13 protein-coding genes are annotated in these 13,417 nt (G+C 66.9%); 8 read left to right on the forward strand and 5 right to left on the reverse strand.

Translation table 11 applies throughout. The annotated features are described in order from the left end of the window. Positions 1-29 precede the first annotated feature (29 nt). The 7 genes from FHP25_RS41470 to FHP25_RS22525 all read left to right on the forward strand — a co-directional run bounded on the left by FHP25_RS41470 (position 30) and on the right by FHP25_RS22525 (position 6,557). Positions 30-599 (forward strand): hypothetical protein, encoded by a 570-nt coding sequence (locus FHP25_RS41470; protein WP_218578523.1) that lies wholly within the window; start codon positions 30-32, stop codon positions 597-599. Continuing rightward, positions 596-1,447 carry an alpha/beta fold hydrolase gene (locus FHP25_RS22500; protein WP_147849206.1) on the forward strand — a complete coding sequence of 284 codons (852 nt, stop codon included), beginning with the start codon at positions 596-598 and terminating at the stop codon, positions 1,445-1,447. Before FHP25_RS41470 ends, FHP25_RS22500 begins: the two co-directional genes overlap by 4 nt. Before the next feature lie 42 nt (positions 1,448-1,489). After that, positions 1,490-2,419, forward strand: coding sequence for a DMT family transporter (locus tag FHP25_RS22505; RefSeq protein ID WP_147849207.1), 930 nt, complete (start codon positions 1,490-1,492; stop codon positions 2,417-2,419). After that, positions 2,416-3,348: a DMT family transporter gene (locus FHP25_RS22510; protein ID WP_147849208.1), complete on the forward strand. Its 933-nt coding sequence runs from the start codon at positions 2,416-2,418 to the stop codon at positions 3,346-3,348. The genes FHP25_RS22505 and FHP25_RS22510 overlap by 4 nt, the downstream gene beginning before the upstream one ends. Before the next feature lie 147 nt (positions 3,349-3,495). Continuing rightward, positions 3,496-3,930 (forward strand): sugar 3,4-ketoisomerase, encoded by a 435-nt coding sequence (locus FHP25_RS22515; protein ID WP_147849209.1) that lies wholly within the window; start codon positions 3,496-3,498, stop codon positions 3,928-3,930. Then, positions 3,927-5,024, forward strand: a complete 1,098-nt coding sequence (locus FHP25_RS22520; protein ID WP_147849210.1) for a DegT/DnrJ/EryC1/StrS family aminotransferase — start codon at positions 3,927-3,929, stop codon at positions 5,022-5,024. Before FHP25_RS22515 ends, FHP25_RS22520 begins: the two co-directional genes overlap by 4 nt. A 36-nt stretch (positions 5,025-5,060) precedes the next feature. Beyond that, positions 5,061-6,557 carry an MATE family efflux transporter gene (locus FHP25_RS22525; RefSeq protein ID WP_147849211.1) on the forward strand — a complete coding sequence of 499 codons (1,497 nt, stop codon included), beginning with the start codon at positions 5,061-5,063 and terminating at the stop codon, positions 6,555-6,557. Positions 6,558-6,563: 6 nt separating this feature from the next. On the opposite strand, the gene rfbB is transcribed toward FHP25_RS22525, so the two are convergent. Continuing rightward, complete coding sequence (rfbB, locus tag FHP25_RS22530; RefSeq protein WP_147849212.1) at positions 6,564-7,625, reverse strand: dTDP-glucose 4,6-dehydratase; 1,062 nt, start codon at positions 7,623-7,625, stop codon at positions 6,564-6,566. A gap of 131 nt (positions 7,626-7,756) precedes the next feature. Between rfbB and FHP25_RS22535 the strand changes: the two genes are divergently transcribed. Continuing rightward, entirely contained in the window at positions 7,757-8,665 is a 909-nt protein-coding gene (locus FHP25_RS22535; protein WP_178133703.1) for a methyltransferase domain-containing protein, read from the forward strand. A 44-nt stretch (positions 8,666-8,709) separates the two neighbouring features. Here the strand turns inward: FHP25_RS22535 and FHP25_RS22540 are convergent, their stop codons facing one another. The 4 genes from FHP25_RS22540 to FHP25_RS22555 all read right to left on the reverse strand — a co-directional run bounded on the left by FHP25_RS22540 (position 8,710) and on the right by FHP25_RS22555 (position 13,378). After that, positions 8,710-9,483, reverse strand: a complete 774-nt coding sequence (locus FHP25_RS22540) for an amino acid ABC transporter ATP-binding protein (RefSeq protein ID WP_147849214.1) — start codon at positions 9,481-9,483, stop codon at positions 8,710-8,712. 20 nt (positions 9,484-9,503) lie between these two features. After that, on the reverse strand, positions 9,504-10,799 hold the full coding sequence (locus tag FHP25_RS22545) for an amino acid ABC transporter permease (protein WP_231712429.1): 1,296 nt from the start codon (positions 10,797-10,799) through the stop codon (positions 9,504-9,506). Between the two features lie 3 nt (positions 10,800-10,802). Beyond that, the gene (locus FHP25_RS22550; protein ID WP_147849215.1) at positions 10,803-11,990 is read right to left on the reverse strand and encodes an amino acid ABC transporter permease; all 1,188 of its coding nucleotides are present in this window, start codon (positions 11,988-11,990) and stop codon (positions 10,803-10,805) included. A 362-nt stretch (positions 11,991-12,352) separates the two neighbouring features. Continuing rightward, a complete protein-coding gene (locus tag FHP25_RS22555; RefSeq protein WP_147849216.1) occupies positions 12,353-13,378 on the reverse strand; it encodes an amino acid ABC transporter substrate-binding protein in 1,026 nt (341 codons plus the stop codon). Positions 13,379-13,417 lie beyond the last annotated feature (39 nt).

Below are 13,417 nucleotides of genomic sequence, written 5' to 3' on the forward strand. Positions count from 1 at the left end.
GGCGGTGGCTCCGTGAATCGAGAGGCGCATTGCCGGCACGTTCCTTCGAGGGCAACGACGGCGCCGCGGCAGGGGTTCCCAGCCACCCGTTCTTCGGTCCGAACCGCCTGTCGCCCATCGGCGGGGCGACGCGGTCCAGCCCTGCAACCGGCGGACTTGTGATCCGCGGCGGCATCCTGATACTGGCCCGGCCGCAGCTGGCGACCACAATCCGGCGTGGCGGAGGGAACATGCTCGATCGGCTGCCCGATCTCGTGAATGGCAACGCGGCGCTGGTGCGACGCGGCCGGCATCTCAGCACCACCTTCCTGGTCGAGGTCGGGCCGCAGGCATGGCTGGTGCATGTGCGCGACGGGCGCATCGCGGGCGTCGAGCAGGGACCGTTCCGCATGGCGTCGTGGTCGTTTGCCTTGCGCGGCACGGCGGAAGGCTGGGCGAAGTTCTGGCAGCCGGTGCCGCCACCCTACTATCAGGATCTGTTCGGGCTGTTGCGCCAGAACGAGCTGCGCTTCGAGGGCGATCTGCTGCCGCTCTGGGCCAACATGCTCTATGTCAAAGGCGTGATGGGCATGCTGCGCGGCAGCCGGGGGGCGTCATGAGCGTCGACTTCGAGCCCATCACCGGCCGCTACCTGCGCTTGGCGTTCCAGGGCCAGCACTACCGGCTCTATGTCGAGGAGGCCGGGCAGGGGATCCCGCTTCTCTGCCTGCACACGGCCGGCGCCGACTCGCGGCAGTACCGGGCGCTGATGAACGACCCGGCGATCACCCAGCGGTTCCGGGTCATCGCCTTCGATCTGCCGTGGCATGGAAAATCGTCGCCTCCGGCCGGCTGGCAGAACGACGCCTACAGGCTCACGCGTGATTTCTACATCGAGATCATCGTCGCGGTGGCACAGGCGCTGGCGCTGGACAAGCCGGTGGTGATGGGCTGCTCCATCGGCGGCCGCGTCGTGCTCGGGCTGGCGGCCGACCACGCCGCGTCGTTCCGCGCCATCATCGGCCTGCAATCCTCGGCAAGCCCGAGCGCCTACTATGATATCTCCTGGCTCGACCGGCCCGGCGTCGATCACAGCGAGGCGGCGGTGGGCGCCGTCTCCGGCCTGATGGCGCCGATGAGCCCGGACGCCGACCGGTGGGAGACGTTGTGGCACTATATGCAGGGCGGCCCGGGCGTGTTCCATGGCGACCTGCATTTCTATACCGTCGACGGCGACCTGCAGGACCGCCTGCATCGTATCGACACGTCGACATGCCCGCTCTATCTGCTGACCGGCGAGTACGACTATTCGTGCAAGCCCGAGTACACGCTGGAAGTCGGCAAGGCGGTGCCCGGCGCCCGCATCACGATCATGAAGGGCCTGGGCCATTTCCCGATGAGCGAGAATCCACCGCTGTTTCGAAGCTTCATCCTGCCCGTCCTCGACGAGATCGCGCAGCGGACGTGACGGTGCGGCATCGGATGCTGGCGCTGCCGTGGGCCGATCGCCGTGACTGAGCGCGCGTCGCGATCGGCGGTCCTGTGGGCGTCGGCCGGCTTGCTGGCGACTGCCCTGATCTGGGGGACGATGACGCCGCTGCTGAAGGTGCTGACCGAGGTCATGGACATCTGGCTGCTGGCGGCACTGCGCTACGTGCTGGGCTTGCCGTTCCTGCTGGCGTGCATGCTGCTGGTAGCCCCGCCGGCGCGGTCGCCGGCGAAGCTGAAGGCGGCGCAGCTCGCGATCCTGGGGCTCGCGATGACGGCCTTCTCGATCCTCTACACCGTCGGCGTGCGCTACTCGCATCCCGTGACGGCCGTCGTCGTATTGAATTTCGGGCCGGTGATCTCTGCCGTGATGGCGCGCGTGATGCTGGGGACGCGCATGGCCCCGGGCTTTCCCCTGGCGCTGGGATTGGCGCTGCTGGGTGGCTTGCTGGTGCTCTACGGCACGCCGGGCACGCATGAGCGCGGACTGGCGCTGCAGGGCGGCGAGCCGCTGCTGGTTGTCGGCCAGATCTGCTGGCAATGGTATTCGATCCGGGCCCAGCAATGGCTGGGCGATCGTGGCCAGATCGGGTTGAGCACCATCACGTCGGCGGTCGCGGCGCTGTGGATGGTGGTGGCCTATGCCGCGTTATGGGGCGCCGGCGTGGCCGGCGGCGCGCCGCCGGCGCTGGCATGGCATCATGTGCTGTACCTGGTCTGGATCTGCGTCTTCGGAGTCGCCGTGGCCATCCTGCTGTGGAATGTCGGCGTCAGCCGGGTCGGCCTGCCGGTGGCGGCGCTGCACATGAACGCCTCGCCCGTGTTCGCGGTGTTGACGGCTGCCGCGATCGGGCTGCCGCCCACCGGGCTGCAGATCGCCGGCGGCCTGCTGGTCCTGGGCGGCATCGTCTACATGCAGCTGCTGCAGATGCGGCGCGCGAGGCCGGGATGACGGCCCAGACCACGGCGCTGGATGCAGCGCAGCGGCGCAACCTCTGGACAGGGTTGGCGGCATTTCTGGTGACCACCATGTTCTGGGGCGCCAACCTGCCGCTGACGGCGATCCTGCTGCGCGCGTTCGATCCCTTCTGGCTGACGCTGTGGCGTCTGGTGCTGGCCACGACCGCGCTCGCGGCGGTGGTCTGGGCGACCGAGGGACGGGCGGCTCTGCGCGTCGGCATCTCGCGGCTGCGCTTCGTTCTGCTCGGCCTGTCGCTCAGCGCCTTCTTCATCGACTACAATCTGGCGCTGCGCTTCACCAACACCATCACGGCAGCCGCCGTGATGGCCGGCGCGCCGATCTACGCCGTGATCACTTTGTGGCTGGTGACGCGGGCGCCGCCCGAGCGCGGCCTGGGCGTGGCGCTGGCGTTGACGGTGGCCGGCAGCGCCATCGCCATCTATGGCCGGGCCGGTGCCGGCGGGCTGCACCTGGAAGGCGGCGAGCCGCTGGTGATGCTCAGCATCGTGCTGTGGACCCTCTACTCGATCCTGGCGCAGCGCTGGTTTCCAGCCGGCACCAGCCAGCTTCGCCGGGCCTATGTCGCGTCCCTGGCATCGGTTGTCTGGCTGTTCCTCTACTGGGGCATCTGCCGCATCGCAGGGGCTGTGGGGCCGCCCAATATCGCTCCCGGAAGCGATGTCATCCTGCTCTTGGTCATCACCGCCGTCTTTGCGACAGCGTTGGGCAACTACACCTGGAACATCGGGGTCAGCCGTCTGGGGATCGCGATGGGCGCGTTGTGGCAGAATGCCGTGCCGGTGTTCGGGGTGCTGATCGCCATGCTGTTCGGAATCCAATCCACCATGGAGCAGATCGTGGGCGGGGCAGTGGTCGTGGCGGGCGCTCTCTACATGCAATGGCGCCGCTTCCGGACGTGAGCCGTTCCGTCGTCGTCAAACCGCCCAAAAGCCTTGTGATCTTGCAATGGAGGTGCATAACGTGCGCGCCAAGCGCGCGTCGATGCGCCGGGTGACGTGCGGCGGAGGCCGATCAATGATCTACGCGAACTCTGCCGGTGGGCAGCCATGACGCCCCCGGCCTTGACTGCGGCCGGGTGCCGATGGCTCGGCCTGCGTGGTGCCAGCGACCCGCGCGGCAGCATCAACTTCGTCGAGATGGACACCGATCTCGATTTTCCCATCCGGCGGGCCTTCTGGATCCATGGTGTGCCGGCTGGCCAGGATCGCGGCCACCACGCGCACCGCGAGTCGCGGCTGCTCATGGTCGCCTTGAGCGGCGGGGCCGACGTGGTGCTCGACGATGGGCAGCGGCGCGAGACGGTTCGGCTCGACCGGCCTGACCGCGGCTTGATCTGCGATGCCTGGGTCTGGCATGAGCTGCATGGCTTCGCCGACGGGACCGTCGTCCTGGTGCTGGCATCGACCGGCTATGCCGAATCCGACTACATCCGCGACTACGCGACATTCCGGCGCGAAGTCGGCACACGAGGTGCGCCATGATCCCGTTTCTTGACCTGCGTGCTGCCTACGCCGAGCTCAAGGAGGGGATCGACGCCGCCATGCTGCGTGTGGCCGCGTCCGGCTGGTACGTGCTGGGCGAGGAGGTCGCGGCGTTCGAACGCGAGTTTGCGGCCTATTGCGGCACCAAGCATTGTGTCGGCGTGGGCAATGGCCTGGAGGCGCTCGAGCTGGTGCTGCGCGCCTGGGATATCGGCCCCGGCGACGAAGTCATCGTGCCCTCGAGCACCTACATCGCGACGTGGCTTGCCGTGTCGGCGGCGGGCGCGCGGCCGGTGCCCGTCGAGCCCGATGTGCGCACGGCCAACCTTGATCCCGACCGTGTGGCTGCGGCGATCACGCCACGCACCAAGGCAATCCTGCCGGTCCATCTTTACGGTCAGCCGGCGGATATGGATCCGCTCATGGCCTTGGCGGCGCAGCGCGGGCTGAAGGTGCTCGAGGACGTCGCCCAGGCGCAGGGTGCCCGCTACAAGGGCCGTCGCACGGGGGCGCTGGCGCATGCCGGGGCCTTCAGCTTCTTTCCGACCAAGAACATCGGCGCGCTGGGGGATGCGGGCGCCGTCACGACGGACGACGACCGTCTGGCCGACCGGGTGCGCCTGCTGCGCAACTACGGATCGAAGGTGAAGTACGTGAACGTCGAGGCCGGCGTGAACTCGCGCCTCGACGAGCTCCAGGCCGCGATCCTGCGCGCTAAGCTGCCGGTGCTGGATGCCTGGAACGACCGCCGCCGCGCCTTGGCGGCTCATTATCGCGAGCGTCTGGCCGGCATCGACATCGTCGAGCTGCCCTATGTGCCGCAATGGGCCGATCCAGTGTGGCATCTCTTCACCGTCCGGGCGCGCGACCGCCGTCGCGTCACGGACGCGTTGGATGCGGCCAAGATCGGCTGGCTGATCCACTATCCGATTCCGCCGCACCTGCAGCAGGCTTATGCGACGCTGGGCCTGAAGCAGGGCGATCTGCCGCTTGCCGAGCAGATCGCCGACACCATCCTCAGCCTGCCGATCAGTCCGCATATGCCGGTAGCGCACGTGGATGCGGTGGCCGATGCGCTGCGTCGCGCCGCTTGACGTGGCGGATGGCGGAACAGGGGTGAGATCAGGTCAGTGCTGACCCTGCTGAGAGCGATCGCGACGACGGGCGGCGCCAGCGGCATCTCGATGCTGCTGGGGCTGCTGACCAACAAGATCATCGCCGTCGTCCTGGGGCCGAGCGGTGTCGGGTTGCTGGCCTCGTTCCGCGCCATTCAGGACGTTGTCACCGGCCTGGGCAGCCTCGGCGGCACGGCTGCGCAGGTCCAGGCCCTGAGCTCCGTCACCGGCGAGGCCCGGCGGCGGCGTGTCATCGCCTGCGTCTGGCTGACGTTGACCGGCATGGTGGTCTTTTCGACGGGATTGCTGGTGGCCGCGCCGGCCATCGCGGAGCACTTCTTTCGCGATCCGTCGGCCGAGATCGTGGTCGCCGTGCGCTGCATGGTGGTGTCGTTCAGCGTATCCCTGGGCGCGGCCATCGCCTTGGGCTTCGTCAATGTTTCGGGCGCGATCGGATGGATGGCCCTGGCGCAGATCGCGGCTTCCGTCGCATCGCTCGTCGCGGCGTGGCCGCTGGCGACCCTGGCAGGGCAGGGCCATCTGCTCGCCTATGTCGGCATGATCGCGACACCGGTTGCCATACAGCTCGCGATCGCCGTGATCATGACGTTCCGGCTGGGCTGGATGCCGCAGATCGCCGCCGCTTTCAGGCAGCGCCCGGCACGCGCCGACATCAAGCATTTTCTGGTCTACTTCGTGGCCAATGTCGGCGGCGGGCTGATCACGTCGAGCTGCGCGCTGATCCTGCGCGCCACGATCATCGAGACCTCCGATCAGGCCACCAACGGATTGTTCCAGGCCTCCTGGACCCTGACCCAGCAGAACCTCACTTTGCTGATGGCGTCGTTCGGCACGTATCTGCTGCCGGCTCTGAGCGCAGCGCACGATGTCGAGGAGCGTCGGCGTTTCCTGGACGAGACGATCCCGGTCATCATCATGCTGACCGTGCCGATGGCTGCGGTCGGGCTGCTCTTCATGCCGCTCGTTCTGCGGCTGCTCTATTCGGCGGCGTTCCTGCCCGCCATCGAGCTGCTGCGCTGGATGCTGCTCGCCAATCTGTTCAGCGCGCTCGTCGCCGTGCTCGTCGTCCTGCTGCTCGCACGCGGCAGACCGTTGGCCAGCGCCGTGACGGAGGTCATGTGGCATGTCGGCTTCACGGCAGCCAGCGTTGCCGTGCTGACCGGGGTGGTGGACCCCGCCTGGGTTGGTCTGGGCCGCCTGGAGGCGCTGGGCGCGGCGTTCTTCCTTTTCCACGGCCTGCGCTTGGCGTGCCTCTTGGTATTCTGCCGGACGAAAGTCTCCTATGTTCCAGCTCGCCGGGTGTGGCTCGTGGGGGCGCTCGGCTTCAGCCTGCTGCTGATCGCGGCGTGGATCGGCTGGTCCGCGCAAGACGTGAACTGGGCCGTCTCGGTGCCGGCAGCCATGGTGATCTGCGCCAGTCCGTTGCTGCTGCTCAATCGCGCGCGCTTCAGGCGCCTGCTGGGCCTCGTGCGGGCTTACGTGGCGCGTTAGGGCGCGTCAGGCCCGCAAGCCCAGGCGCTCGCCGCGATAGGCGCCGCTCATCACGCGTTCCCACCAGCCGCGATTGTCGAGAAACCACCGGACGGTCTCGCGCAGGCCGGATTCGAACGTGTGGCGCGGCCGCCAGCCGATCTCGCGCTCGATCTTCGACGGGTCGATGGCATAGCGCTGGTCGTGTCCGGGGCGGTCGGCGACGTGCTGGATCAGCCGTTCATGCGCGCGGCCAGCCGTATCCGGCGCCATCTCGTCCAGCAGCCCGCAGATCGTGCGCACGACGTCGATGTTGCGCCGCTCGCTATGGCCACCGACATTGTAGGTCTCGCCCACCCGGCCGCGCTCGAGCACTGCTATCAGCGCTTCGGCGTGGTCCTCGACATGCAGCCAGTCGCGCACGTTCTCGCCCTTGCCGTAGACCGGCAGGGCTTCGCCGCGCAGGGCGCGGATGATCATCAGCGGGATCAGCTTCTCCGGAAAATGGTAGGGGCCGTAGTTGTTGGAGCAGTTGGTCGCCAGCGTCGGCAGGCCGTAGGTATGGTGCCAGGCGCGCACGAGGTGGTCGGACGCCGCCTTGCTGGCCGAATAGGGGGAGTTGGGCTGGTATGCCGTCTCCTCGCTGAACAGGCCGGTCGGCCCCAGCGAGCCGAACACCTCGTCGGTCGAGATGTGCTGGAAGCGGAATCGGCCCTGGGCACCGCTGTCCAGGCTTCGCCAATAGGCCAGCACCGCCTCGAGCAGGGTCCATGTGCCGACGATGTTCGTCGTGATGAAGGGTGCGGCGCCGTCGATCGACCGGTCGACATGGCTCTCGGCGGCGAGGTGAAGGACGGCGTCGGGATGTTCGGCAGCCAGGATCCCGTCGACGGCGGCGCGGTCGCAGATGTCGGCTCGGTGGAAGCGGTGGCGCTGATGATCGAGCGCGCCAGCCAGCGACTCGAGATTGCCGGCATAGGTCAGCTTGTCGAGGTTCACGACTTGCCAGTCGGTGTTGCGGATCACATGCCGGACGACCGCCGACCCGATGAACCCGGCACCGCCGGTAACGAGAATCTTCACCAGCACCCCCCTGATCGGCCTTCCGTGCCCCGTGCCGCCGGCACGGGGCTAGCGGATGACACCGTGCTTAATGAATGATACATCACGCCGCCAGCGGCAAATTTCCCCTTCTCTCAGCCTCTCTTGCGGTACTGATCGTGAACAAGAACCTGGCGATCAAGGACACCGCAGCGTCCACCTCTGCCGCTTCGATCGGGAGCGGTTCGCGAACCTTCTCCACCGATCTTTTTGCACGGATCAAGCAACCCGCCCTGCAGTCCGATTGGCCGCAGAGCTGGAAGGATTCCTATCACCACGACATCAACTCCGTGTGGCCCGGCGGCCGCGAGCTGGGCTATCGCCGCGCCTACCACAATCGCGTTGCCCGCGCGATGGACGCGGTGCTGCGCACCACCAGGCCGGGAGCCCGCGTGCTCGACCTGGCGGCGGCGCAGGGCAACCTCACGATCATGCTCGCGGAGCTGGGCTATCGGGCGACCTGGAACGATTTGCGTGACGATCTGATCGACTATGTTCGCCTGAAGACGGATCGCACCGATATCGAGTTCCTGTCGGGTAACCTCTTCGATCTTCCGCCGCAGCAGATCGGGCGTTTCGACGCCATCGTCGCCACCGAGATCATCGAGCACGTGGCGCATCCCGACCGGTTCCTGGCCCAGCTCGCCAGCCTTCTCGCGCCGGGAGGCGTGATCGTGCTGACCTCGCCCAACGGCAAGTACTTCCGCAACGACCTGCCACGCTTCTCGGACTGTCCCGACCCCTCGCTCTTCGAGGCCATGCAGTTCAAGCCCGACTCGGATGGCCATATCTTCCTGCTGCATCCCGACGAATGGGTTGCGCTGTCGGCCATGGCCGGCCTGAAGGTCGTGGCTCTCGAGTTCTTCAACAACCCGCTGACCAACGGTCATCTCAAGACACGCTTCATCCTGCCCCTGCTGCCGACAGCATTGGTCGCGGGCATCGAGCGTTTGACGCAAGGCCTGGGGCCGCACCTCGCGGCACGGCTGCATCTGCAGGCTCTGGCGGTGCTCGAGCCCGTGTTGTGAGCCGCTGCGTTTGACCGGGCCTGCGGCCCGATCCGCATCTGCCGTCAGTGGTGCAGGATCTGGCTGAGGAAGGTGCGGGTGCGCTCGTTGCGCGGGTTGGCGAAGAACTCCTTGGGCGGCCCTTGCTCGACGATCTCGCCGCGGTCCATGAAGATGACACGATCGGCGACGGAGCGGGCGAAGCCCATCTCGTGCGTCACCACCAGCATGGTCATGCCCTCGTTGGCCAGCTCGATCATCACGTCGAGCACCTCCTTGACCATCTCGGGATCGAGCGCCGATGTCGGCTCGTCGAACAGCATGATCTGAGGGCGCATGCACAGCGCCCGCGCGATCGCGACGCGCTGCTGCTGGCCGCCGGAGAGCTGGCCGGGATATTTCTGCGCCTGCTCTGGGATGCGCACGCGCCGCAGCAGGCTCATCGCGACGTCCTCGGCCTCCTTCTTGGGCAACTTCTTCACCCAGATCGGCGCCAGCGTCAGGTTGTCCAGGATCGTCAGGTGCGGGAACAGGTTGAACGACTGGAACACCATGCCGACTTCCTTGCGGATGGCCTCGACGTTCTTCACATCGTTGGTGAGCTCGATGCGCTTGCCGTCGACGCGCACCGCGATCGTGCCCTCCTGATGCTCCTCCAGGCGGTTGATGCAGCGGATCAGGGTCGACTTGCCCGATCCTGACGGCCCGCAGATGACGATCTTCTCGCCTTGCCTGACCTGGAGGTTGATGTCGGTCAGCACGTGGAACTGGCCGTACCACTTGTTGACCTGCTCCAGCTCGATGATGGGCGACGCGCCGTTGATATCCCGGACTGCCATGGCTTGCTCTCCACCGCGCCTCAGCGCTGGGTCCCTTTGTTCAGCTCGCGTTCCAGATACTTGCTGTAGCGCGACATCGAGAAGCAGAAGCAGAAATAGACGGCCGCCGCGAAGAGGTAGATCTCGCCCGGGAAGCCGGTCCATAGCGGATCGACGAGCGCCTGGCTCGCCGTCTTGAGGAAATCGAAGATGCCGATGATCAGGACCAGCGACGTGTCCTTGAAGAAGCCGATGAAGGTGTTGATCAGCGGCGGGATCACCACCCGCAGCGCTTGCGGCAGCACGATCAGGGCGGTCCGCTGCACGTAGTTCAGCCCCATCGCGTCGGCCGCCTCGAACTGGCCCTTGGGCAGGGCCTGCAGGCCGCCGCGCACGATCTCGGCGATGTAGGCGCCGGCGAACAGGATCACCGCGACCTGGGCCCGCAGGAACTTGTCGATGCTGGTGCCGCTGGGCAGGAACAGCGGCAGCATCACCGAGGCCATGATCAGCAGGCTGATCAGGGGCACGCCGCGGATCAGCTCGATGAAGCCGATGCACAGGCCGCGGATCAGCGGCAGGTTTGAGCGCCGGCCGAGCGCCAGCAGGATGCCGTAGGGAAAGGCGAACGCCAGGCCGTACGTCGCCAGGATCATGGTGACGGCGAGGCCGCCCCAGGAGCCGGTCTCGACATAGCTGAACAGCGCGATCGGTACCGCGACACCCGGCACGACCCCCAGGATGCGCAGGATGAGATAGAGGCCGCCGATCGCGGCCAGGGCGATATAGGCGAGGCGCTCGGCGTTCTCGGCGACGCGGCGGCGATAGGCGTAGCCGACGAGGCCGGCGATCAGCGCGACGACGAAGATCAGCGTCACCGGGATGTGGATCTCGCCCAGCATCAGCAGGAAGGTGATGACGCTGCCCACGCCCCAGATGATGGCCAGCCGGCTTGCGCTCCACATCCGCCGATCGCAGCTCAGCACCAGCATCGCGAGCATGGCCAGGATCGCGAACAGCGGCCGCCAATGCTGCTCGTAGGGGAAGGAGCCGAAGAAGATGTAGCGGAACTTGGCGCCGATGATCGCCCAGCATGCGCCGTGCTTGCCGACGCATTCCTGGCCGCTCTCCGCCGTGAAGACGGCATTGAGCACGGCCCAGTCGACGAACCAGACGGCGAACCAGGCCATGAGCGCCACGATGACGAGCGTGGTGATCGTGTTGCCCCAGCTGCTGAACAGGTTCTTGCGCAGCCAGCCCAGCGCCCCCTGCTCGGTGGCGGGCGGCAGCCTGGCGGGGCGGGCGGTGGCCGGGCCGGCCTCGGTGGCTTGGCTCATGGCTCAGCGCTCCTTCAACGCGATCCGGCGATTGTACCAATTCATGAACAGCGAGATGGACAGGCTCACCGTCAGGTAGGCCGCCATGATGATCAGCACGTTCTCGACCGCCTGCCCGGTCTGGTTGATGGTGACGTTGACCGACGCCACCAGGTCGGGATAGCCGATCGCGATCGCCAGCGAGCTGTTCTTGGTGATGTTGAGGTATTGGCTGGTCATCGGTGGCACGATCACGCGCAGCGCCTGCGGCAGCAGGACCAGGCGGGTCGCCTGGCTGCGGCTCAGGCCCAGCGAGTAGGCGGCCTCGCTCTGGCCCTTGTGCAGGGCCAGGATGCCGGAGCGCACGATCTCGGCGATGAAGGCCGAGGTGTACACGACCAGGCCCAGGAGCAGGGCAGTGAATTCGGGCTGGATGACGGTGCCGCCCTCGAAGTTGAAGCCCTTGATATGCGGCACGCTGAAGTCCAGCGGCGCGCCGCCGAACAGCCAGATGAGCAGGGGCAGGCCGATGATCGCGCCGATGCCGGCCCAGATCGTGGGGAACGGCTGGCCGGTCGCGGCCTGCCGTGCCTTGGCCCAACGGCTGATCGACCACGCCACCGCGATGCCGACCAGCAGGCCAAGCCCCATCCAGCTGTGCACGTCATGCGCGAACGGGACCGGGAAGTAGAGGCCCCGGTTGCTGAGGAAGATGGTGTCCCACAGCAGGCTGATGGCCTGGCGCGGCCCGGGAAAGGCCTCGCTGATCACCTTGTAGAACAGGAAGAGCCACAGCAGCAGGGGGACGTTGCGGAAGGCCTCGACGTACCACTCGCAGATCCTGGACAACAGCCAGTTGGGCGACAGGCGCCCGATGCCGATCAGGGTGCCCAGGATGGTGGCCAGGATGATGCCCAGGATCGCCACGCGCAGGGTGTTGAGCATGCCCACGAAGATGGCGCGGGCGTAGGTGTCGGCCGGCGAGTAGGGGATCATCGTGTCGCCGATCTCGAAGCCCGCTTCGCGGCCCAGATAGTCGAAGCCGGTCGCGATCTTCTGCCGGTGCAGGTTGTCCAGGGTGTTGGAGACCAGGTACCAGGCGAGCAGCGTGACGGCGCCGATGACCACGATCTGGAAGAACCAGCCCCGGATGACGGGGTCGTTCCAGGGCGCGACCTTGGCCTTGGGCAGTGCCGGTTGTGCGATTGCCATGTCAGTCTCCCCGAGTTCTCATCGGGTTTGCAGCGTAGCTGTGGGAACGGGTAGCAAGAACGGGGCCGCTGGGCAGGGCGGCGGCATCGAGGCTGCCGGCAGTTCTCGGCGCATGACGCGGCCAGCCCGGCTTGCGCGGGCTGCCTGGCCGCGTGATCCGGCCCGACCGGCCAGCTTGGTCTCACGCATCATCTCTCCCTGCCGATCCGCGGCCGTCAGCTCGGCCGGGACGGTTTGGGCAAGCATCTGGCGGCTTGCTTGCAGCTACTCTAGCCGGGAATCGGCCGTCGTCCATAGGCTCAAACGAAAACCGCCGCTTGGGGAAGCGGCGGTTCCAGTCGTAACGGACCAGCCTGCTGTCGTCAGCGGATCGGCGGCGCGTATTGCAGGCCGCCTTTGGTCCAAAGGGCGTTGAACCCGCGCTCGATCTTGAGCGGTGTCTGCATGCCGACGTTGCGCTCGAACGCCTCGCCGTAGTTACCGACCTGCTTGATGATGTTGTAGACCCACTTCTCATCGACGCCCAGCGCCTTGCCCATGCCGGGGGTGACGCCGAGGATCCGCTTGATGTTGGGGTTGTCGCTCTTCAGCATCTCGTCGACGTTCTTCGAGGTGATGCCGTACTCCTCGGCCTCGACCATCGCGTAGAGCGTCCAGCGCACGATATCGGCCCACTGGTTGTCGCCGTGGCGCACCACCGGGCCCAGCGGCTCCTTGGAGATGATCTCGGGCAGGATGAGGTAGTCATCCGGCTTGGGGGCATTGGCGGCGCGCGTGCTGTACAGGCCCGAAGCGTCCGTCGTGTAGACGTCGCAGCGGCCCGAGAAGAACGCTTGGCGGATCTCTTCGACGTTCTCTATCACGACCGGCTTGAACGTCATCTTGTTGGCGCGGAAGTAATCCGCGAGGTTGAGCTCGGTGGTGGTGCCGGGCTGGACGCAGACGGTGGCGCCGTTCAGCTCCTTGGCGCTCTTCACGCCGAGCTTCTTGGGGACCATGAAGCCCTGGCCGTCGTAGTAGGTGACGCCCGTGAAATCGAAGCCCAGCGCGGTGTCGCGGGTCAGCGTCCACGTGGTCGTGCGCGACAGCAGGTCGATCTCCTTCGACTGCAGCGCCGTGAAGCGCTGCTGCGCCGTCGTCGGCACATACTTCACCTTCTCGGAATTGCCGAACAGGGCGGCGGCGACCGCCCGGCAGACGTCGACCTCGAGCCCCGTCCACTTGCCCTGGCTGTCGGCGGATGAGAAGCCGGTGACACCCGTGGTGACGCCGCAGATGATCTGGCCGCGCGCCTTGATGGCGTCGAGGTCGGGCCCGGCGTGCGCGACGCCCGCGAACCCCGACAACGCGACCATGGCGGCTCCGGCCGCCATCGTTTTCCTGATCATTGCAATACCCCTCGTAAAGCCTCGACCCTGGCGTGCCGC

Origin of the sequence: Vineibacter terrae (assembly GCF_008039615.1) — a bacterium.
Taxonomy (GTDB): domain Bacteria; phylum Pseudomonadota; class Alphaproteobacteria; order Reyranellales; family Reyranellaceae; genus Vineibacter; species Vineibacter terrae.